At 55.2% G+C, this 20373-nt stretch carries 20 protein-coding genes; 10 read left to right on the forward strand and 10 right to left on the reverse strand.

The genetic code is table 11. From position 1 onward, the window contains the following. Positions 1-49: 49 nt before the first annotated feature. Positions 50-214, forward strand: coding sequence for a YdcH family protein (locus tag Z948_RS18760; RefSeq protein ID WP_081784058.1), 165 nt, complete (start codon positions 50-52; stop codon positions 212-214). Here the strand turns inward: Z948_RS18760 and yddG are convergent, their stop codons facing one another. From yddG to Z948_RS0111315, 5 genes are all read right to left on the reverse strand, one after another. After that, positions 215-1081, reverse strand: coding sequence for an aromatic amino acid exporter YddG (gene yddG, locus Z948_RS0111290; protein ID WP_025059675.1), 867 nt, complete (start codon positions 1079-1081; stop codon positions 215-217). It lies immediately after the preceding gene. Next, positions 1078-2016, reverse strand: coding sequence for a transcriptional regulator GcvA (gene gcvA / locus Z948_RS0111295; protein WP_025059676.1), 939 nt, complete (start codon positions 2014-2016; stop codon positions 1078-1080). The genes yddG and gcvA overlap by 4 nt, the downstream gene beginning before the upstream one ends. A gap of 340 nt (positions 2017-2356) precedes the next feature. After that, positions 2357-3079, reverse strand: coding sequence for an acetoacetyl-CoA reductase (gene phbB, locus Z948_RS0111305; protein WP_025059677.1), 723 nt, complete (start codon positions 3077-3079; stop codon positions 2357-2359). Positions 3080-3152: 73 nt separating this feature from the next. Continuing rightward, positions 3153-4328 (reverse strand): acetyl-CoA C-acetyltransferase, encoded by a 1176-nt coding sequence (locus Z948_RS0111310; protein WP_025059678.1) that lies wholly within the window; start codon positions 4326-4328, stop codon positions 3153-3155. Positions 4329-4469: 141 nt separating this feature from the next. After that, on the reverse strand, positions 4470-5288 hold the full coding sequence (locus Z948_RS0111315) for an EAL domain-containing protein (RefSeq protein ID WP_037952228.1): 819 nt from the start codon (positions 5286-5288) through the stop codon (positions 4470-4472). A 150-nt stretch (positions 5289-5438) separates the two neighbouring features. On the opposite strand from Z948_RS0111315, the gene Z948_RS0111320 reads away from it, so the two are divergent. Continuing rightward, positions 5439-6029 carry a DNA-3-methyladenine glycosylase I gene (locus Z948_RS0111320; RefSeq protein ID WP_025059680.1) on the forward strand — a complete coding sequence of 197 codons (591 nt, stop codon included), beginning with the start codon at positions 5439-5441 and terminating at the stop codon, positions 6027-6029. A 98-nt stretch (positions 6030-6127) separates the two neighbouring features. Here the strand turns inward: Z948_RS0111320 and Z948_RS18465 are convergent, their stop codons facing one another. Then, the gene (locus tag Z948_RS18465; protein ID WP_052033189.1) at positions 6128-6580 is read right to left on the reverse strand and encodes a hypothetical protein; all 453 of its coding nucleotides are present in this window, start codon (positions 6578-6580) and stop codon (positions 6128-6130) included. 351 nt (positions 6581-6931) lie between these two features. On the opposite strand from Z948_RS18465, the gene rpsD reads away from it, so the two are divergent. The 4 genes from rpsD to Z948_RS0111345 all read left to right on the forward strand — a co-directional run bounded on the left by rpsD (position 6932) and on the right by Z948_RS0111345 (position 10488). After that, a complete protein-coding gene (rpsD, locus tag Z948_RS0111330) occupies positions 6932-7552 on the forward strand; it encodes a 30S ribosomal protein S4 (protein ID WP_025059682.1) in 621 nt (206 codons plus the stop codon). A gap of 168 nt (positions 7553-7720) precedes the next feature. Beyond that, entirely contained in the window at positions 7721-8803 is a 1083-nt protein-coding gene (hisC, locus tag Z948_RS0111335; protein ID WP_025059683.1) for a histidinol-phosphate transaminase, read from the forward strand. Between the two features lie 3 nt (positions 8804-8806). Further along, positions 8807-9730 (forward strand): prephenate/arogenate dehydrogenase family protein, encoded by a 924-nt coding sequence (locus Z948_RS0111340; protein WP_025059684.1) that lies wholly within the window; start codon positions 8807-8809, stop codon positions 9728-9730. Next, positions 9727-10488, forward strand: a complete 762-nt coding sequence (locus Z948_RS0111345) for an extensin-like domain-containing protein (RefSeq protein WP_025059685.1) — start codon at positions 9727-9729, stop codon at positions 10486-10488. Before Z948_RS0111340 ends, Z948_RS0111345 begins: the two co-directional genes overlap by 4 nt. Here the strand turns inward: Z948_RS0111345 and Z948_RS0111350 are convergent. Continuing rightward, positions 10485-11489, reverse strand: a complete 1005-nt coding sequence (locus Z948_RS0111350; RefSeq protein ID WP_025059686.1) for a DUF2125 domain-containing protein — start codon at positions 11487-11489, stop codon at positions 10485-10487. The genes Z948_RS0111345 and Z948_RS0111350 overlap by 4 nt on opposite strands. Positions 11490-11554: 65 nt before the next feature. Between Z948_RS0111350 and Z948_RS0111355 the strand changes: the two genes are divergently transcribed. The 3 genes from Z948_RS0111355 (at position 11555) to Z948_RS0111365 (ending at position 15210) form a co-directional block, all read left to right on the forward strand. Continuing rightward, a complete protein-coding gene (locus tag Z948_RS0111355; RefSeq protein ID WP_025059687.1) occupies positions 11555-12085 on the forward strand; it encodes a gamma-glutamylcyclotransferase in 531 nt (176 codons plus the stop codon). A 69-nt stretch (positions 12086-12154) separates the two neighbouring features. Continuing rightward, positions 12155-13372: a biopolymer transporter ExbB gene (locus tag Z948_RS0111360; protein ID WP_025059688.1), complete on the forward strand. Its 1218-nt coding sequence runs from the start codon at positions 12155-12157 to the stop codon at positions 13370-13372. Positions 13373-13374: 2 nt separating this feature from the next. Continuing rightward, positions 13375-15210, forward strand: coding sequence for a peptidoglycan -binding protein (locus Z948_RS0111365; RefSeq protein ID WP_025059689.1), 1836 nt, complete (start codon positions 13375-13377; stop codon positions 15208-15210). 2 nt (positions 15211-15212) lie between these two features. Here Z948_RS0111365 and Z948_RS0111370 read toward each other — a convergent pair whose 3' ends face one another. The 3 genes from Z948_RS0111370 to gloB all read right to left on the reverse strand — a co-directional run bounded on the left by Z948_RS0111370 (position 15213) and on the right by gloB (position 19576). Beyond that, positions 15213-16169 (reverse strand): M23 family metallopeptidase, encoded by a 957-nt coding sequence (locus tag Z948_RS0111370; RefSeq protein WP_025059690.1) that lies wholly within the window; start codon positions 16167-16169, stop codon positions 15213-15215. Next, positions 16169-18490: an ATP-dependent Clp protease ATP-binding subunit ClpA gene (clpA, locus tag Z948_RS0111375; protein WP_025059691.1), complete on the reverse strand. Its 2322-nt coding sequence runs from the start codon at positions 18488-18490 to the stop codon at positions 16169-16171. Before clpA ends, Z948_RS0111370 begins: the two co-directional genes overlap by 1 nt. A 294-nt stretch (positions 18491-18784) precedes the next feature. Continuing rightward, the gene (gene gloB, locus Z948_RS0111380) at positions 18785-19576 is read right to left on the reverse strand and encodes a hydroxyacylglutathione hydrolase (RefSeq protein ID WP_025059692.1); all 792 of its coding nucleotides are present in this window, start codon (positions 19574-19576) and stop codon (positions 18785-18787) included. A gap of 60 nt (positions 19577-19636) precedes the next feature. Between gloB and Z948_RS0111385 the strand changes: the two genes are divergently transcribed. Beyond that, positions 19637-20371, forward strand: a complete 735-nt coding sequence (locus Z948_RS0111385; RefSeq protein WP_025059693.1) for a methyltransferase domain-containing protein — start codon at positions 19637-19639, stop codon at positions 20369-20371. Positions 20372-20373: the final 2 nt, after the last annotated feature.

Consider the following 20373-nt stretch of genomic DNA (forward strand, 5'->3'; position numbering starts at 1 on the left):
TCGAAGATCATGCTTCACTGAAATTGCACTTTTAACAACTGGAGGAAGTATGTCCCTTAACGCACATCTCGATACGTTGAAAAAGAAGCACCGCGATATGAGCGAGGCAATTGAGCAAGCCCAAAGAGCGCCGGGTATTGATGGTCTGGAAGTGGCCGACATGAAGAAACAAAAGATGCGACTGAAAGAAGAAATCGCACGTCTGTCAAACTAACTATTTAGAAGAAAAGCTAGCGCGCGCTGCAATCAATGCGCCGCTTGTTATCAGGATCGCCGCCCATAGCAGTGTCATGCTTGGCGCGGCGATACCCGCAACAATCAGCAAAAGCGTGGACAGCAAGGGCGCAGAATAGCTGCTGGTCCCGAGAAGCTGAATATCCCCCCGCTTGCACCCGATGTCCCACACATAAAAAGCAAAACCAACCGGCCCCAGCCCGAGGCCAAGGATGCTTGCCCATCCCAAGGTGGTTGTGGGTAGGATTGTTTCTTCGAACAAAAAGTGGAGCGGCAAGGAAAGCGCAGACGTGGCGAGGCAAAAGACGGCAACGCTTGCCGTTGGGGCATCGCCGACCAAACGCGACAAAACCGAATAGCTGGCCCATGTGAAGGCGGCCAAAAGAGCCAGCAGATAGCCCGGTAGGTATTCAGCGCTCAGGCCAGCGCCCCCGCCGGTTATGATCAGTGCCGCCCCGGCAAAGCCCAAGACGGCGCCGATCACATGACCTGCGCGCAAGGTTTCAGATGGAAGAAGACCCGAAAAGACAACGATCAGCAGGGGCCAAAGATAGGCGATGAGGCCAGCTTCGGCGGCGGGGGCCAGGCGAAGCGCGTAAAAATACAGCAAATGATAGGCAAAAAGCCCAAGCGCGCCAAAGATATAGACGCGCAGTGGCACCGCCCGCATTTGCGCCACGCTGCCCGTGACAACAGCCCAGATCAGCCCGACAATACCACCGATCCCAAAACTGAGGGCATTCAGCAAAAGCGGCGGGGTGGGCGCAGAGCCAACTGTGAATAGCGCCAGCAGCGCCCAAAGCAGAACAGCGATAAAGCCGATACCGGTTGCAGTTGTCTTGTTCATTTCTCGGGCACCTGAAGAATGGTAAGGTTTTCAGTGATATGCGCTACCTTTTCGATTTCGTCCAGTATCCAATCTTTGAATGCGGCTATCTGGGGGCGCGTTTCCATCCCCTTTAAGCAAAGAAAGCTAAATCCTGCATTTATCGATAGGGCGACAGGGAAGGGGGCGACCAACCTGCCTTCATCCAAATCTTTCACGACCATGGCGCGCCGCCCCAGAACAACCCCAGCACCGGCTAACCCTGCATCCAGCGCGTGATCGGCCTGTGAAAACCGCGGCCCCTGAGTCGGCGAAAAGGGCGAGCCCATCGCCTCGAACCATGCAGACCAGCCCAAACTTGGCCCCAGAAAGGTGATCGAGTCATCAAAGATGATCGGCGCGTGATGAAGGCTTTCGACGGTCGGGAATTGTTTTGCCATCACTGGGGTCATCACTGGCATGATCCATTCATGGGCCAGCGGTAGGGCATAAACATCATCAGGTGTGTCGCGCCCAAACCGAATGGCCACGTCAACGTTGTCTCTTTTTAAATCCATGAGCTGCAAAGACGCGGCAAAGCGCAGTTCAATCTCGGGATGGGCCTGCGCAAATTCAAACAGCCTAGGGGCCAGCCATTTAGCCGTAAAAGCAGGCCCTGCGGTGACTGTTAATGTTTGTTTGTCTTGGGTGCGTTTGGCGGCGTGCCATGCGGTGGCAAGGGTTTGAAACCCCTCAGCGGCCCCTGGGGCCAAGGCCTGCCCGGCTTCGGTAAGTTCGACCGCGCGGTTCAGGCGACGAAACAATGGGGCGCCAAGGTGCTCTTCCAAGGATTTGATCTGAAAGGATAAGGCGGCAGGGGTCACGTTTAGCTCTAGCGCCGCTTGGGCAAAGGACATGTGGCGCGCAGCAGCATCAAAGGCGCGTAAGGCGGTTAGGGGAGGGAGCTGATTGGGCATATCACTTAAGTAAAACTAATCTGAGGTGGTGAAAAGTCTCGTTTGTAAGAAGTTTTTGTGGGGTGCATATTGGCATCAATACAGAAAAACTTAGCCAGCCCAGCGATTAGGAGATTTGCGATGATTGAAGCCACAACAAATCCAGCAGCAAGAGCCGCCATGAATTTTGCCCATGCAGAACGGGGCCGGATGATCGCGGCTATGGTCTCGTGGTTAAGTGGCGGTGCGCGCCGCTGACAATTTCCGCTGGCAAGGTGCACCTTGCCTTACGGGATAAAAGAAGGGGCCAGAGGAAAAACCTCTGGCCCCTTTGAATTTCCAAAACCCATCGGGTTTAGCTTTAGACGAAGAACTGACCGCCGTTTGCGGAGATCGTGGAACCGTTGATAAAGCCTGCATCGTCAGCAACAAGGAAGGCTACTGTGCGTGCGATTTCTTCTGGCTCACCCAAACGGCCCGCTGGGATCTGCGCGATGATGCTTTCACGCACTTTCTCAGGAACGGCCATAACCATATCGGTGCCGATATAGCCCGGGCAAATTGCGTTGGCCGTGATGTTGGCGCGTGCGCCTTCCTGTGCCAATGATTTCACGATGCCTAGATCGCCAGCTTTGGTCGCGGCATAGTTTACCTGAGCGAACTGACCTTTTTGACCGTTGATGGATGAGATCACAACGATGCGGCCGAATTTGCGTTCACGCATACCTGGCCAGATCGGGTGAACGGTGTTGAACACGCCGGTCAGGTTGGTGTCGATGACCTGATGCCACTGTTCTGGTGTCATTTTGTGGAACGGCGCGTCACGGGTGATACCCGCGTTTGCAACAACAACTTCGATCGGGCCTAGGTCTGCTTCGACTTGTTCGATACCAGCTTTGGAGCTGTCGTAGTTTGCAACGTCCCATTTGTAGGTCTTGATGCCGGTTTCTGCAGTGAAAGCGGCGGCTGCTTCGTCGTTGCCAGCATATGTTGCAGCGACGGTATAGCCTTTTTCTTTGAGCTCTTTTGAAATGGCTGCGCCGATCCCACGGCTGCCTCCGGTTACAAGTGCGACGCGCGACATATGATTCTCCTACGGGTAATGTTGTTGCGGTGTTTGGCTTGGGCGCGCAATTATCTTGCGCGCCCAATCTCTATTAGGGCCGTTCGAGGCACATGGCAACACCCATACCGCCACCAATGCACAAGGTAGCGAGACCTTTTTTCGCATCACGGCGTTTCATCTCAAACAAAAGGGTGTTGAGGATGCGCGCACCAGAGGCGCCAATCGGGTGGCCAATTGCGATTGCGCCGCCATTTACGTTAACAATTTCAGGGTCCCAACCCATGTCCTTGTTTACCGCACAGGCCTGTGCTGCAAAGGCTTCGTTGGCCTCAACAAGGTCCAGATCCTCTGGTTTCCAGCCTGCTTTTTCCAGTGCCTTGCGTGAGGCATAGATCGGGCCCGCGCCCATGATGGTCGGGTCAAGGCCAACGGTCGCGTAGGAGGCGATACGTGCCAATGGCTCAATGCCGCGTTTTTCAGCATTATCTGCGCTCATCAGCAATGCGCCGGCGGCGCCATCGTTCAGGCCAGATGCGTTTGCAGCCGTGACCGATCCGTCTTTGGTGAAGGCAGGGCGCAGTTTCGCCATGGCATCCATTGTAGCGCCGTGGCGGATGTATTCATCTGCATCAACGATTGTGTCGCCGCGACGACCAGGAACAGTGTAGGCGAAAATTTCGTCGGCAAAACGGCCTGCTTTTTGTGCAGCTTCGGCTTTGTTTTGGGAGGCGACTGCGAATTCATCTTGTTGATCGCGCGAGATTTCCCACTTTGCAGCAACGTTCTCAGCGGTTTGGCCCATATGGTAGCCGTTGAACGCGTCCCACAGGCCGTCTTTGATCATTGTGTCGATCAGCTTCATATCGCCCATTTTCTGGCCCGCGCGCATTGCTTGGGCGTGGGGGGACATGGTCATGTTTTCCTGACCACCTGCCGCGACAATATCGGCATCGCCCAGCTGGATGTGCTGCGCAGCCAAAGCAACGGCACGCAAACCGGAGCCACAAACCTGATTGATGGACCAAGCGGCCGATTCAATAGGCAGGCCAGCGTTAACATGCGCCTGACGTGCGGGGTTCTGGCCCTGAGCAGCGGTTAGAACCTGCCCCAGAATCGTTTCCGAAACTTCAGACGCATCTACACCGGCGCGTGCCACGATTTCTTTTAGCATGGCTGCGCCCAGATCATGGGCTGGGGTATTGGCAAACGAACCGCCAAAGCTGCCTACGGCAGTACGGGCGGCGGATGCGATAACGATATTGGTCATGGAATGTGGTCCTCTCGATATGACGCACGGCAGAGGACATTTTGATTGTTGATGCGAGGTGCCGCATCCTTCCCCCCACCTTGTGATCTTTGGATACCGCATGGGTTGCGGCACGGCAAGAAGGGGAGGTGACGTGCGGCGTTAGGCCCTTTTTTTAGAATTTTTATCAATAAGCCACTCGGGTTGCGTAGTTGGGGCGGCAAAATAATACCCTTGTAAGCAATCAATCCCGATTTGGGTCGCAAGGTTGGCGTCCTGTTCGTTTTCTATCGATTCTGCGATTGTCAGCATTCCGAATTCACGCGCGACAGCGTTCAGCGCACGGGTAATCGCCTGTTGATCAGGTGATCCGGACAGTCCGCGAATGAAACGGCCGTCAATCTTTACAATGTCAAAATCAAACTCGCTGAAGTATTTAATGGCCATCTGCCCAGAGCCAAAGTCATCCAGCGCGAAACAAATGCCTTTCGGCTGTAGGCGTTGAATGAAATCGATGACAAGTTCGGGAACCATCATCGCCGAGCTTTCAGTGATCTCGAGAATAAGGCGCTCTCCGATTTGGGGCGTTTCCCTGAGAAAACGGTTTAAACATCCCATCCATGGACGATAACCGATTGATCGCGCAGACATATTGATCGACAGGCGTAGCTTTGGGTTTGCTTTTAGGCTGCGCAACCCGTGCCGCAAGGCAAGGACATCAATCTCGCGCCCCGTTTCGGTATCTTCGATTCGCCCCATAAATTCTCTGGCAGGCACCACCCGACCAGTTGGGTCAAGAACGCGGATCAAACCCTCGTAAAATCCTATCGTGTCTCGTGAACCGCTTCGCATGACAGGTTGGAATGCAAGCATCGTCTGCCCGTGGCTGATCGCGTCTTTTACAATTTTCATTGTGTCGCTGGATTGGATCGAGACAGCATGGTCAAGCGGGCTCAACCCTCCGACGGGGATATCGGCCATTTGGCGTTTCGTTTTTCCTCTCACGAGAGCATCCTTTGCGTTTCGTGGCTTGGCGCCAGAGTTCGCGCAGACTTTGGGCAATGAGCGCCTAATAAGATGTTAAAGGAAGAATTTTGTGCCAAATGTATCCAAATCGAAAGGATTAAGATCATGACCGCATGTGAATGGGCTGGCCCCGAAAAGATATACATCGACTATCACAACACAGAGTGGGGCGTGCCCGAATACGATAGCCGTGCATTGTGGGAAAAGCTGATCCTTGATGGTTTTCAGGCTGGGTTGAGCTGGATCACGATTTTGAAAAAGCGCGATGCTTTTCGAGAGGCATTTGAAGGGTTTGACCCAAATATCATAGCAGAATGGGGTGAACAGGATGTGCAGCGCCTGCTGGGGAATGCTGGTATTATTCGTCACCGAGGAAAGATCGAGGCGGCCATAACCAATGCAAAAGCTTGGCAGCGGATTGAGGCGGATATCGGCTTTGACAAATTCATGTGGAACTACGTGGGTGGGTCGCCAATTCAAAACAAATTTGAAAAACAATCTGATGTGCCACCAAAGACGGAACTCTCAGAGAAAGTGTCAAAAGACCTGAAGAAGGCAGGATTCAAATTTTGCGGCCCCACAATCGTTTATGCGTGGATGGAGGCCTGCGGGTTGGTGAATGATCATCTTGTTGGTTGTCCACGTCACGCGGTTGTTGCGGGCATGGCACGGGTCGATCCCGCAAAAGAGGCGTGAGGCCCGCGCGCTGGGCGGGGGGCGTGTCTGGATTGAGGGTGTGTCTGGATAGAGGGTATGTCCGGCCAATTTTATTGGCCAGACGATTTGATCGGTTTCTATGAATAAAAATCGATCAGGTTTTCCGAAGTGTCATAGCCAGCCTCTTCAAGAGAGGTTTCCAGCAATGTCCAAACCGAATCCGCCTCTTCTGAGGTTTCATAGGCCTCCACGGCCTCGGTTACGAGGGAAACGATCGTTTCATCGACACTTTCTATGCCGTTAGATGCCTCTGGTGGTGGTCCACCAGCACCGCGTGGGCCACCGCCCCCGCCAGGAGGAGGCCCGCTAGGCCTGCCAGCCCCGCCAACACCTGCCATACTGCCAAGCTCTTTCGCGTCGATCCCTGCATCACTCAACGCGGAGGTGAGGGCAGAGCCCGCATTGATCCCAGCTTCTTCGATTTGGGATACAATGTTCTTCGCGTCATCTTCGGTGAGGTTCTCCGCGTCATATTCCGACAGAATCCCAGTGAGCTGCTGCCCCTGAGTGTCGGATAGTTTTTGCGTCATGAGTTGTGCTGCTCCAGATTGGGAGCTTAGAGAGTTTATCATCATTTTTTTGCTTTCTACATCATCACCGCATCCGGTAAGTATTTGAATGCATGTCTGGTATCGGCGAATCGCGTAAACAAAACCTCAAAAGAAAAAGAGGTGGTTAATATAGGGTTTCAGGTAGAATGCGTCGGGCGGTTAGCTTGCCTGCACGAATTCCTGTTTTCGCGCATTGACTCTGTGCCGATCCCCCGTATAAGCGCGGCTTCTATTGGTGTTGGTGGCCCTCGCAAGAGGATGCCTGTCGGGAGTAATCCAGAGGACAACGCCCTTTAACCGCCCTTCGGGGCCATATGAAGGAGAACAGCCGTGACTAAACGTACAGCTGCCAAGCACAAAATTGACCGCCGCATGGGCGAAAACATCTGGGGCCGTCCAAAGTCTCCAGTAAACCGTCGCGAATATGGCCCAGGCCAGCACGGTCAGCGCCGTAAGGGCAAGATTTCCGATTTCGGTATCCAGCTGCGCGCCAAGCAGAAGCTGAAAGGCTACTACGGCGACCTGACCGAGAAACAGTTCCGTCGCATCTACGGCGAAGCCGAGCGTGTAAAAGGTGATACAGGTGAAAACCTGATCGGCCTGCTCGAGCGCCGCTTGGACGCGGTTGTTTACCGTGCGAAATTCGTTTCCACAGTATTCGCTGCACGTCAGTTCGTGAACCACCGCCACGTGCGCGTGAACGGCAAACTGGTGAACATCCCTTCCTACCGTGTTAAAGAAGGTGACGTGATCGAAGTACGTGACCGTTCCAAGCAGATGGTTGCACTGGTTGAAGCTACTCAGCTGCCAGAGCGTGACGTTCCTGATTACATGGAAGTAGATCACTCCAAAATGACAGCGACATTCGTACGCACACCAGGCCTGTCCGACGTGCCATACCCTGTTGTTATGGAGCCGAACCTGGTTGTTGAATTCTACGCGAAGAACTAATCTTCGCCGCCAGACGTTTCGACTTTTTGAACGCCCTGCCGGATCATCCGGCGGGGCGTTTTCTATTTGGGCTTAGGGTCGGCGCGCTGGCGCGCATGCGATACAATTCGCGTCTGGTTGCCGCCCTAAGGATTGGCTAAAAGGAACCAAGCAGGAGAAGGCCGCAAGATGACAAATGCGATTAAACCCCAACCCGGAATTATGGATATTGCCCTATATGAAGGTGGGGCATCCCATGTGGCTGGGCATGATAATGTTCTCAAGCTAAGCTCGAATGAGAACCCATTTGGGCCATCACCCGCAGCACTAAAGGCTTATGAGGCAGCGGGGCGTGCATTGCACCGCTATCCCAGTGCCGATCACGCCGAGCTGCGCGAAGCGATTGGGCAAGTGCACGGTGTGGATCCCGCGCGCGTGATTTGTGGCGCTGGATCGGATGAGATCATTGCGTTCCTGTGTCAGGCCTATGCAGGGCCGAATACCGAAGTGATCCATACAGAACATGGGTTTGCCATGTACCGCATTTCGGCTTTGGCTGCTGGCGCGACACCTGTTGAGGTGAAAGAGCACGAGCGCGTGACCGATGTGGATGCGATCCTAGCAGCCTGCACTGATAAAACGCGCCTCGTCTTTTTGGCCAACCCTAACAACCCAACGGGCACGATGATCTGCCAAGCAGATGTTGCGCGGTTGGCTGATGGGATTCCTGAACAGGCACTGTTGGTTCTTGACGGAGCCTATGCCGAATATGTCGAAGGCTATGACGGCGGCGCGGCTTTGGTTGATGAACGTGACAACGTTGTGATGACCCGCACCTTTTCAAAGATTTACGGCCTTGGTGGTCTGCGTGTGGGCTGGGGCTATGGCCCTGCGCATGTGATCGATGTTCTGAACCGTATTCGCGGCCCCTTCAACGTGAGCGCGGCTGGCTTGGCGGCTGCGCAAGCCGCCGTGTGCGATGTCGCCTATATCGAAAAATGCCGACAGGATAACGCCCGCTGGCGGAGCTGGATGGCGGATGCCTTGGCTGAAATGGGTATCCCGTCAGATGTGTCGATGGCGAACTTCATCCTTGCGCGCTTTGCCTCGCAGGAAGAGGCCGAGGCCTGCGATACCTACCTGCAATCGCAGGGTCTGATCGTACGCCGTGTCGCTGGGTATAACCTGCCGAACGGTTTGCGGATCACTGTCGGTGATGAAAGCGGCTGTCGCCGTGTGGTGCACGCCGTGCGCCAGTTCAAGGAGGGCTAAAGGATGGCTCACGTGTACAACCGCGTCGCCTTGATTGGGCTGGGTTTGATTGCGTCTTCGATGTTTTGGGCGATGAAGCGGGGGGGCTTGGCAGGTGAAGTGACAGGCTATGCGCGCTCGGCTGAAACCCGTGAAACGGCACGCGAAATCGGCCTGTGTGATGTTGTCTATGATGACATTACCCAAGCGGTTGAAGGCGCGGATTTGATTGTGCTTTGCGTTCCTGTTGGCGTTATGGGGCAGGTGATGGAGCAGATCGCAGGCTCGTTGGCGCAAGGGGCAACCGTCACCGATGTGGGGTCCGTCAAACGTGCTGTGATTGATCAGGTCACGCCGCATCTGCCAGAGGGTGTGCATTTTGTTGCAGGTCACCCTCTTGCTGGCACAGAACATTCTGGGCCAAAGGCGGGGTTTGCTGAGCTGTTTGACAACCGGTGGAGCCTGCTGGTGCCCAGCGAGGGAACTGATCCCAAAGCAACCGCAAAGCTGCGTGCGCTGTGGGAAGGTATGGGCGCGAATGTTGAGGAAATGGATGCGGATCACCATGATCTGGTCCTTGCTGTTACCTCTCACGCGCCACACTTGATCGCTTACACGATGGTTGGTGTCGCCGATGATCTAAGGCGTGTAACAGATAGCGAAGTCATCAAATATTCTGCTGCTGGTTTTCGTGATTTTACCCGTATCGCAGCGTCGGACCCCACGATGTGGCGCGATGTGTTCTTGTCCAACAAGGATGCAACGCTAGAAATCCTCGGCCGCTTCACCGAAGAGCTTTTCGCGCTGCAACGCGCGATCAGGCAAGGGGATGGGGACCACCTGTTTGAATACTTTACGCGCACCCGCGCCATTCGCCGCGGTATTATCGAGGCAGGGCAGGACACGGATGCACCAAACTTTGGGCGTGGTGCAGGGAGCAAGACGTGAAACGGCTCACTGTTCTTTTGTGTGTGATGGCAACGGTGTCTTGTGCGGGGCCTGATAACTCAAAACGCCCCGAACTTCGTCCGGGAACGGGCCAGTCAGACGTGGTTGCTGATGGCACAATTGACCGCTCGGCCCATGAGAACAAGCAAGGCGGGTTTTGGAAATCCATGCGGCCTGTCTTTCGCTCTCCCAAAGCGGCCCAACAGCAACGACAAAAGCAATCGGCGCTGGCGGCTGGTTCCGTCTGTGGCGATATCTCGATCCAAGGGACAGCAATCGGGCGTGTGCCGGGTAAGATATCTGGTTGCGGTGTCGAAAACGCGGTTCAGATTTCGTCGATCTCTGGCGTAACGCTTAGCAGTAAATCGACAATGGATTGCGGGACGGCACAGGCGCTGAAAACGTGGGTCGACAAAAGCGCAAAGCCTGCGTTGTCCTCCAAAGGTGGTGGCCTGAGCCAGATCAAAGTCGCGGCGCATTATGCCTGTCGCCGCCGAAACAATGCCAAGACGGGCAAGATATCTGAACATGGCAAGGGTAAAGCCATTGATATTTCAGGCTTTCGACTAGCAGATGGTAGCGAGATCACCGTGCTAAAAGGGTGGAACGCGCGCTCCAGCCGCAAGGCGTTGCGCAAGATGCATGCGGATGCCTGCGGCCCGTTTGGAACGGTGCTGGGGCCAAACGCGAACAAGTTTCACCTCGACCATTTCCATTTTGACACTGCGCGCTATCGATCAGGAAGCTATTGCCGTTAACGCAGGATGATCCGCGGCGCATTGCCCAGCGGAACAAAGCCCATGCGCATTCGGCCCTGATCGATGGTGATCTCGACGTCCAGCGTATCGGCATTTCCCGACAGACCCGCAAGTAGGCCAAGGATGCTCTCTGCCTGCGCACGCATATCAGCATTCATCGCACCACTTGTGGTCGCCACATCCAGCATTCTTTGCCAGTTCTGCGCCTTGAGCGTGAAGGTGCCCGAAGGGATGCCGCCTTGGGCAACCTGCAAATCCGCGCTGGCGAAGATGTTCAAATCAGCCCAAGCCGCGTTGATCTGATCGATCTTGATGGCCGTTGGCTGGGGGCGGGTATGCTCCAATGCGGATTTATCCCAAGGGCGATCAAAGGTTACCGTCATGTCGGCAACCAATGTCTCAAAAGCTGCGGGCCACGAGACAGGCAGGCCTAAACTTTGACGAATAATGCTGCCGGGGGCAAAGCCGTCGGCGGTTAGATCAATGTCATAGGTCTGTTCGTCGGTTGTTTGTAAAACATCAATCTGGATGTCTTCGATCGCCAGAACCCGCCCTTCAACCAGATCAAGGGATACTTGGCTGCTTTCGGCTTTTAACGCCTCTAGCTGCAGCGCGGTTCCGGGGTGCAGGCGCATTGCGGCGGTGGCACCTGATGACGAAAACGTCAGGGTGGCATGGGGCGAGGCAAAGGTGATCGGCGTGGCGGGTAGGGTTATGGTTGCATCACCCGGCCAATAAATCGGGGTGGAAACGGTAACCTTTGGAATATCCACGCGAGAGGCGGTTTGCGGATCGGTTAGCTGCATGTCGGTCAAACTGCTCGCGATTTTGAGCGGAAACCCATGACGTGAGATATCTGCGACCTCGATCTGTAAGCCTTCGGATCTGCGATCCTCTAACCACGCATTCATGCCCGCCACCAATCCGTTTGTCGCAACCCACCACCAAGCGCCCAAAACCACCGCTAGAAACGTCACAATTTTGATAGCTAATCGACCCATGGGCATTGCCCCTCTTTTCATCCGTGTGCCCATGAGGTTTACCTGCACCAACACAGGAGAACCAGATGAGTATGTGGGTGTTTGGATACGGGAGTTTGCTTTGGAATCCCGGTTTTGAAGTAGCAGAAAGCGTTATTGGCACGCTGCCAGAATATGCGCGCTCGTTTTGTATGCGTTCGATCCACCATCGCGGAACGGTTGAACAGCCGGGTTTGGTTCTTGCCCTTGATCAACAAACAGGCGAAGCCTGTGAAGGTGTCGCCCTAAAGGTTGCGGCAGGGCAGGAAGAGCAAACGCTGGCCTATTTGCGCGAACGCGAGCTTGTCTCATCCGCCTATGTTGAAAAAGAGCTGACGGTTCAGTTGCAAGACGGGCGTGAAGTGACGGCGCTGGTCTATGTGATTGACGAAGAGCATGATCAATATTGCGGGGGGCTCCCTTTGGAAGAGCAGGCGCAGATCATGGCGCATGCTGTTGGCGGGCGGGGCCCAAACACGGAATATCTGTTTAATACGGCGGAACACCTCGTGTCGGTTGGGCTGCATGATCCGGCGCTCGAATGGCTGGCGGCGCGGGTGAAAGCGATCACAGCATAAAACCTTTGGAATATAGAATTTTCGGGGTAAGCTAAGCCGAAATAACAATATGGTCAGGAGCAGGAGCGCATGGCGCAACCAGACCGCGAGGCAAAACCGCAGTTCTCTCAACCGGTCCGACAGATCACATTGATGCTGTTGGTGCTGGGTTTATCCGGCTTTGGTGCATTTGTTGCGCTTCCTAGGGTGTTGCCTGTCTTTCAGGCGAACCCCTATCTAAACGGGTTCATCGCATTTGTGTTCCTGATTGGTGTTGTTGCCTGTTTCTATCAGGTTCTTCAATTGATTGGATCGGTCCGCTGGATCGAAAATTTCGCCTCTCATGATGAAACACCTGATGAAACGCCGCCTCAGATGTTGGCGCCTCTGGCTGCTTTGCTACGAACACGTGGCGCACGCATGCAGGTGAGCGCCTCGTCCACGCGCTCCATTCTGGATTCCGTTTCCACCCGTATTGACGAGGCACGTGAAATAACACGCTACATCGTTAATATGCTGATTTTCCTAGGTCTTCTGGGTACTTTCTATGGGTTGGCGACCACCGTTCCTGCCATCGTCGATACCATCCGCAGCCTCGCTCCACAGGATGGCGAGGCGAGCACGGGTGTTTTTAACCGCTTGATGACGGGGCTGGAATCCCAACTGGCGGGCATGGGGGTGGCATTTGCATCCTCCCTTTTGGGTCTTGCAGGGTCATTGATCGTTGGATTGCTGGAGCTATTCGCGGGGCATGGACAAAACCGGTTTTACCAAGAGCTGGAAGATTGGCTCAGCTCGATCACCCGTGTTGGATTTGCGTCGGGGGATGACAGCTCGCCGGAACAGGCTGTTATGGCTGGGCTGGTGGATCACATGGCCGAGCAGATGGAAAACATGCAGGAAATGTTCAACCGCTCTGAGGCTGGGCGCGCAGAGGTTGAGCAGCGCATAGGGAGTTTGACGACCGCGATTGAACGTATGGCGGTTCAATTGGGCGATCAGGGCGGCTCCTCTGATGCGTTGGAGCGTATCGCCCATGGGCAGGAACGTATGATCGCCGCGCTAGAGCAACGCGCAGGTGAGGGGCATGAGGCAGGCGGGCCAGATGCCGAAAGCCGGATGCGTTTGCGCTCAATCGATGTGCAGATGCTGCGCATCCTCGAAGAGATTTCCGCTGGGCGACAGGAAACCATGGCTGAGTTACGCCAAGAGCTGTCTTATCTGACAAAGGCGCTTTCCTCTCCACGCAGTAGCACAGAGCCGCGCCGAATGCGCGCAACCGGTCAGACCGGCGGCGGGGAGCGTTAACCATGGCCTTGTCGCGACGCACCGGCGCGCGGTTTCAGGCGTCTATCTGGCCTGGGTTTGTGGATGCGATGACCGGCCTTTTACTGGTTTTGATGTTTGTTTTGACGATCTTTATGGTCGTGCAATTTGTGCTGACGGAACAAATTTCAGGGCAAGAGACCGAGCTGGATGTGCTTTCAACCGAGGTTGCGGCGCTGGCTCAGGCATTGGGCTTAGAACAACAAACCAGCGCGGATTTGGAAACGCGGGTGGGCGAGCTGCGCAGCTCATTGAGCGATGCGCAGAGCCAAGCGAACGAGCAGGCAGCGCTGATCGCGTCGCTACAATCTGAACGCGCCAGCCAAGCGGACGCATTGGATGCAGCGCAATCACGGATCACCAGTTTTGAGGCGCAGGTTGCGGCGCTGATCGCGGATCGGGACGCTGCGAGAGGGCAAATCACGGATCTGGAAACCCGTGAGGCTGCCCTGCTGAGCGAACAAGAAGCCCTTAATCTGGCCTTGGCAAGCAGCCGTGATGAGGTGAGCGCACAGGAAGAAGCTGCGCGTTTGGCAGCGGCACGGCGAGAGGCTCTTGAGGCGTTGATGGCTGATTTGCGATCCAGAAACGCTGCTGCCCAAGATGAAATTGATACGCTAACCGCAGAAGTCGGGGCCGCACAGGAGGCGCTTACTGCGCAGGAGGCTAAGAAACTAGCGGATGCCGCGGCGGCAGAGGCATTGCGCGAGAGGTTGCAAAATGCCGATACCGAACTGACGGCAATGACCCTATCGTTAGAGGCGCAACGCAAACGGGCTGAGGAAACTTTGACACTCTTGGCGGCTGCGCGCGCCGCCGAGGAAGAGCTGGACCTAAGGTTGGCAACTGCGTTGAGCGATGCTCAGGGCAGCGAAGAGACATTGAAAACCAGCCTGCAAGAGGCACAGGAACGGATTGCCGCGCTTGAATCCCAGTTGGGGGATACGGAAACCGAAACCAGTAACCAGATCGAAGATCTTCGTACACGTTTGGCAGTTGCTCTGGCGGCAAAGCTGGCGGCAGAGGGCAACATTGACGAAACCCAGTCCGAGGCAGAGCGCAAGGCAAACCTATTGGCACAGGCCGAGGCGGATTTAGCCAAAGAACAGGAAACATCTGCACAAGCACAACGCCAGACGGAACTGTTAAACCAACAGGTCGCGGCATTGCGCACGCAACTTAGCAGTTTGCAGGGCTTGTTGGATCAGGCTATCGCCGAGGATTCGGCCCGCGAAGTAGAGCTTCAATCCTTAGGGTCGCAGTTGAACACGGCCCTTGCACGGGTGGCGGCAGAGGAACGGCGCCGCGCCGAGCTGGAAGAGGCCGAGCGCAAGCGATTGGAAGAAGAAACCAAAAACCTTGAGCAGTATCGCTCGGAGTTTTTCGGCCAGCTTCGCAGTGTACTTGGCGCGCAAGAAGGGGTGCGGATTGAAGGGGATCGGTTTGTCTTTAGTTCCGAGGTTCTCTTCCCCCCCGGCGGTGCAGACCTATCGCGTGCGGGAACCCGCGAAATTGCCAAAGTTGCGGATATTCTGCGTAATGTCGCTGCGGATATTCCAGATGGGATCGATTGGGTGATCCGCGTGGACGGGCACACAGATGATGTTCCCCTGTCAGGTTTGGGCGAATTTGCTGATAACTGGGAGCTTAGTCAGGCGCGGGCGCTGTCGGTTGTGAAATACATGGCGAATTTCCTTTCCATCCCGCCCAGCCGCCTGTCTGCGAATGGTTTCGGGCAATATCAACCCGTCGATACTGCTGATACGGATGAGGCCCGTGCCCGCAACAGGCGGATCGAATTGAAGTTTACGGAAAAATAACCCTAAGGCAGCGTGAGCGTCAGCTTTTGACTGTCGATCACCACATCGCCCCGTTTCAAAATAGCCTCGCCCGAATACTCACCCGCTGGCCAACGATCTGTCTTTAGCTTTTTGCCAATGGCGCGGAAGGATTGTGCTTGGGCCTTTTTGAATTTGGTATCGCGCTGCGCGACTGCGCCGTCGGGACCGTTAAGAGAAAGGCTGATGATATCGCCTTTCTGTGTGCCAAAAAGAAAGGCGTATAGAACCAAAGCGGGGCTATCATCGGTAACCGGGGGCACGGTGTTTGCGCGAATTTCCGAAAACTCGGGGATATCCGCGCTGGTCCCGATGCTGACGATCCCGCCTGCTTGGTAGGTTGGTTTTTCCTGCCAAAGCGTGTCTGTCTCAACCTCACCGCAGGTGATTGTGCCGTCAGGATCAAAGGGATCGATCACCTTGCCCTCGTGGCGGACCGAGAGGTGAAGGTGGGGGAATTCGGCCCGACCTGACATGCCAACCTGACCCAGCACATCACCTGCCTCCAGCTTTTGCCCTTTGGTGACGGATATGGACCCTTGGCGCAGGTGGCAATATTGGGTTTCCCACCCATCCGCATGGCGCAGAACAACGCCATTACCGCATTCGCGGCCTTCAACCTCTGCAGCGTTCGCGTCAGAGAATTTTTCGTCTTTCATACCATCGCGCAGACCGGCCACAGTTCCCGCTGCCGCCGCCAGAACATCAACGCCCGTTTCGATCATATCATAGGTGGGCAGCGCAAAATCGGTCCCCTTATGGCCATCATAACTTAGCCCTGAACATGTGAAATCCGATGCTTTGTCCGATGGATCATGGTCAACATATTGCTGGATATAACAAGGCCCGTCCAAATCACAGTCGATCGGGGAGCTTAAGGACAAATCCCCCGCTGTGGCTGGCACAGCGAGGGACAAAAGGGCAAGAAAGCCATATCGCATTAATCTGCAGTCAACAAAGGTGGTTTGTCACCAGAGATCCGCGGATTGTCAGGGCCTTCGACGGTGATGTCCAATTCGCCCTTCTTAACGCCGACCTTTACAATGCCACCTTTCGCGAGTTTGCCAAACAGCAGCTCTTCGGACAGAGGCTTTTTGATGTGCTCCTGAATGACACGGCCCAGAGGGCGTGCCCCCATTTTGTCATCATAGCCTTTGTCAGCCAGCCATTCCGCTGCCTTTTTGCTCAGCTCGATGGTCACGTTACGATCCATCAGTTGCGCTTCGAGTTGTAGAACGAATTTCTCAACAACCTGCATGATGACTTCTTTTGGCAGCGCGCCAAAGGAGATCACAGCATCCAGACGGTTGCGGAACTCGGGCGTAAAGGTGCGCTCAATAGCTGCAGTATCTTCGCCTGTGCGGCGGTCGCGGCCAAATCCAACGGCCTCTTTCGCCTGCTCAGAAGCGCCCGCATTCGAGGTCATGATCAAGACAACGTTGCGGAAATCTACCGTGCGGCCGTTGTGATCGGTCAATCTGCCGTTATCCATGACCTGCAAGAGGATGTTGTAAACATCCGGATGCGCTTTTTCCATTTCGTCCAGCAACAGAACGCAATGGGGGTCTTGGTCCACGCCATCGGTCAACAAACCACCCTGATCAAAACCAACATAGCCAGGAGGTGCACCGATCAGGCGGCTCACGGCGTGTTTCTCCATGTATTCCGACATGTCAAAACGCAACAGTTTCACACCCAAAGTGTCTGCCAGTTGTTTGGCGACTTCGGTTTTACCTACACCAGTTGGGCCTGCGAACAGGTAGTTACCGATTGGTTTCTCAGGTTCACGCAGTCCAGCACGGGCCAGTTTGATCGCTGATGACAGCGCCTCAATCGCGGCATCCTGCCCAAAGACAACCCGCTTGAGCGAGGCCTCCAGATCACGCAGCACCACAACATCGTCCTTCGAGACGTTCTTTGGCGGGATGCGCGCGATTTTTGCGACCACCGCTTCAACCTCTTTTGTGCCGATGGTTTTGCGGCGCTTGGAGGCTGCGATCAGATGTTGCGCGGCACCTGCTTCGTCGATCACATCAATCGCCGAGTCTGGCAGCTTGCGGTCGTTGATGTACCGCGCGGCCAGCTCGACCGAGGTTTTGATCGCGTCAGCGGTGTATTTTACGCCATGGTGATCCTCAAAATAGGGTTTGATCCCTTTGAGGATTTTCTGGGCGTCTTCAACAGACGGTTCCGCCACGTCGATCTTTTGGAAACGACGGCTCAGCGCGCGGTCTTTTTCAAAATGCTGACGGAACTCTTTATATGTGGTCGAGCCCATGGTCCGCAGTTTACCCCCCGCCAATGCAGGTTTCAGCAGGTTCGAGGCGTCCATCGCACCGCCAGAGGTGGCGCCAGCGCCAATCACCGTGTGGATTTCATCGATGAACAGAACGGCGTCATCATGCTCTTCCAATTCGGTTACAACGGCCTTCAGGCGCTCTTCGAAATCGCCGCGGTAACGTGTGCCCGCCAGCAACGCACCCATGTCGAGAGAGAAGATCGTCGTGTTTTCCAGAACCTCGGGCGTTTCACCCGCAACGATTTTACGGGCAAGACCCTCGGCAATGGCGGTTTTACCAACACCCGGATCACCGACCAGCAGCGGGTTGTTTTTGCGGCGACGGCACAGAACCTGAATGCACCGCTCAACCTCGGAGTCGCGGCCGATCAGCGGATCAACATCGCCATCGCGGGCTTTCTTGTTCAAGTCTACGCAGTATTTCTCCAGCGCGGACTCTTTCTTTTCACCATCGGTGACGCCTTGCGCTTCTTCTTCGTGCTCGGGCGCGCCGCTAACAGGGCGGGCCTCGCCGAATGCGGGGTCTTTTGCCACGCCATGCGCGATGAAGTTCACCGCATCATAGCGGGTCATATCCTGTTCTTGCAGGAAGTAGGCCGCGTTGCTTTCGCGTTCGGCAAAGATCGCGACCAAAACGTTTGCACCCGTCACTTCGGTGCGGCCAGAGGATTGTACGTGGATTGCTGCACGTTGAATAACCCTCTGGAACGCAGCCGTAGGCACCGCTTCCGAGCCCTCTACATCTGTGACAAGGTTGCTGAGGTCTTCGTCGATGAATTCGACAAGCGTTTCGCGCAGTTCTTCCAAGTTTACTGAACAGGCTTTCATAACCTGAACGGCATCAGGTTCGTCCAAGAGCGACAGCAAAAGATGCTCCAGCGTGGCAAATTCATGTTTGCGTGTATTCGCCAGCGCAAGCGCGGCGTGAATGGATTGCTCAAGTGTGGTCGAGAATGAAGGCACGCGTGTGCTCCTTTTCGAAAGGGGTCGGGAGAGGGCAAGAAGGGTATCCTCACCTGCCATCCAACCATGGCCTGTATATATTAGATTTTGGTTGATCGACGGCCAGCTTCAAGTCTTTTTTGAAATAAAATCGCAACATTGAACGATTTATGCTGATTGTCGAAGGATTTCACGGATTTCGGTGTCTGCTCTGAACCAGATATGTATGCCTTTGCCCCTAGTGTAACCCCATGTGAGAAAATTATCCCCAGCAGGGCGCCGCTTTGATCGGGGTGTGGGGGACACAGACCCGCGTTAAAATTGATCTTTGCGGGTTCGCACTTCTTTGAAAGCCTCTGCATCAGTTGCATTTGGCATGTCCAGTGCAGTGCGCAGGGCAATATCAGCGGATCGCAGATAGGGGTTCGTTGCGCGTTCTAACGCCATCGTTGAGGGAACGGTGAATTGGCCTGCATCGCGCGCGGATTTGGTATCTTTGATGCGTTGTTGAAGGGCTGGGTTGTCTGGATCAACGGTAATGGCAAAGGCAAGGTTTGCGCTTGTATATTCATGCCCTGAACAAATTAGCGTGTCGTCCGGCCAGTCAGCGAGTTTTTCAAAACTTGCGTGCATTTGTTCTGGCGTGCCTTCAAACAACCGCCCGCAACCGCCAGCCATAAGGCTGTCTGCAGTGAACGCCACACCCGCGCTGGGTGCAAAATAGGCGATATGGCCGATGGTGTGGCCAGATACGTCCAGAATCTCAACTTGGGTTTCGCCAAGGTTGAAATGATCGCCTTCGTTTAGGGCGAAATCCAATTCGGGCAGGCGATGTGCATCGGCAGCGGCGCCGTACACAGGCGCAGGAAAGTCATCCAACACATCGGCTAACCCGTCGATGTGATCATAATGATGGTGTGTGATCCAGATCTGGTTCAGGATCCAGCCGCGCTCGGCCAGTTCCGTTTTGATAGGTCCGGCCTCTGGGATGTCGATCAAAGCCACCGAACCCGTCTTCTTTTCTCGCAGCAAATAGGCATAGTTATCCGAGAGGCAGGCAATAGTCACCAGAATATGGCTGTCGGTTTCGATTGTCTCGGAAGGCATGGGCAAGGTTCCTTTGCTGCGCTAGAGTAGCCTAGAATGGCGTAAAGAGAGGCCCTGTCAATGCATCTTGATGTGCAGGATTTGCGCAACTTTTATTATCGCAGCACGCTGGGGCGTGCGGCGCAAAAATCTTTGCGCAATCGGATGCTCGAACTTTGGCCAGAAGCCAAGGGGCAGACGGTTGTCGGTTTTGGCTTTGCCGCCCCTCTATTGCGCCCCTATCTAAAGGAAGCGCGCCGTGTGGTGACCCTGATGCCTGGACCTCAGGGCGTGATGCCGTGGCCTCCGGGTATGGCGAATACCTCGGTGCTGACCGAAGAGACCCTTTGGCCAATTGAAACGGGGCATGTGGACAAGCTGGTTTTGATGCACGGTTTGGAAACATCCGAACGCGCGTCGGATTTGCTAGAGGAATGTTGGCGCGTTTTGGGGCCAGGGGGCAAGGCGCTGTTTATCGTGCCGAACCGCGCAGGCCTTTGGGCGCGCCGTGATGGCACTCCGTTTGGCTTTGGGCGCCCCTATTCCCCCAGTCAGCTGGACGCGCAATTGCGCAAACACCAGTTCCTGCCCGAAAGACATTTGGGCGCGCTGTACCAATTCCCGTCCCACAAGCGGATGTGGCTGAAATCGGCAGGGATATTTGAGCGGGTCGGGCGCAACGTACCCACCATCATGGCTGGCGGTGCGTTTATGGTTGAGGCCACCAAACTGGTTTATCCCCCCAAAGGGCGGGTGGCGCGCAAACGGGTTCTCGGCCCCATCGGCGTGATGGAGCCGCAGGCCAAGCCAGTTTAACC

The sequence above is a fragment of the Sulfitobacter donghicola DSW-25 = KCTC 12864 = JCM 14565 genome (assembly GCF_000622405.1).
Lineage (GTDB): Bacteria > Pseudomonadota > Alphaproteobacteria > Rhodobacterales > Rhodobacteraceae > Sulfitobacter > Sulfitobacter donghicola.

Bases quoted from the DNA above. Each gene is read 5' to 3' on its own strand.
- Z948_RS18760 (WP_081784058.1), top strand. From the start codon at position 50: ATGTCCCTTAACGCACATCTCGATACGTTGAAAAAGAAGCACCGCGAT.
- yddG (WP_025059675.1), bottom strand. From the start codon at position 1,081: ATGAACAAGACAACTGCAACCGGTATCGGCTTTATCGCTGTTCTGCTT.
- gcvA (WP_025059676.1), bottom strand. From the start codon at position 2,016: ATGCCCAATCAGCTCCCTCCCCTAACCGCCTTACGCGCCTTTGATGCT.
- phbB (WP_025059677.1), bottom strand. From the start codon at position 3,079: ATGTCGCGCGTCGCACTTGTAACCGGAGGCAGCCGTGGGATCGGCGCA.
- Z948_RS0111310 (WP_025059678.1), bottom strand. From the start codon at position 4,328: ATGACCAATATCGTTATCGCATCCGCCGCCCGTACTGCCGTAGGCAGC.
- Z948_RS0111315 (WP_037952228.1), bottom strand. From the start codon at position 5,288: ATGGCCGATATCCCCGTCGGAGGGTTGAGCCCGCTTGACCATGCTGTC.
- Z948_RS0111320 (WP_025059680.1), top strand. From the start codon at position 5,439: ATGACCGCATGTGAATGGGCTGGCCCCGAAAAGATATACATCGACTAT.
- Z948_RS18465 (WP_052033189.1), bottom strand. From the start codon at position 6,580: ATGACGCAAAAACTATCCGACACTCAGGGGCAGCAGCTCACTGGGATT.
- hisC (WP_025059683.1), top strand. From the start codon at position 7,721: ATGACAAATGCGATTAAACCCCAACCCGGAATTATGGATATTGCCCTA.
- Z948_RS0111340 (WP_025059684.1), top strand. From the start codon at position 8,807: ATGGCTCACGTGTACAACCGCGTCGCCTTGATTGGGCTGGGTTTGATT.
- Z948_RS0111350 (WP_025059686.1), bottom strand. From the start codon at position 11,489: ATGGGTCGATTAGCTATCAAAATTGTGACGTTTCTAGCGGTGGTTTTG.
- Z948_RS0111355 (WP_025059687.1), top strand. From the start codon at position 11,555: ATGAGTATGTGGGTGTTTGGATACGGGAGTTTGCTTTGGAATCCCGGT.
- Z948_RS0111360 (WP_025059688.1), top strand. From the start codon at position 12,155: ATGGCGCAACCAGACCGCGAGGCAAAACCGCAGTTCTCTCAACCGGTC.
- Z948_RS0111365 (WP_025059689.1), top strand. From the start codon at position 13,375: ATGGCCTTGTCGCGACGCACCGGCGCGCGGTTTCAGGCGTCTATCTGG.
- Z948_RS0111370 (WP_025059690.1), bottom strand. From the start codon at position 16,169: ATGCGATATGGCTTTCTTGCCCTTTTGTCCCTCGCTGTGCCAGCCACA.
- gloB (WP_025059692.1), bottom strand. From the start codon at position 19,576: ATGCCTTCCGAGACAATCGAAACCGACAGCCATATTCTGGTGACTATT.
- Z948_RS0111385 (WP_025059693.1), top strand. From the start codon at position 19,637: ATGCATCTTGATGTGCAGGATTTGCGCAACTTTTATTATCGCAGCACG.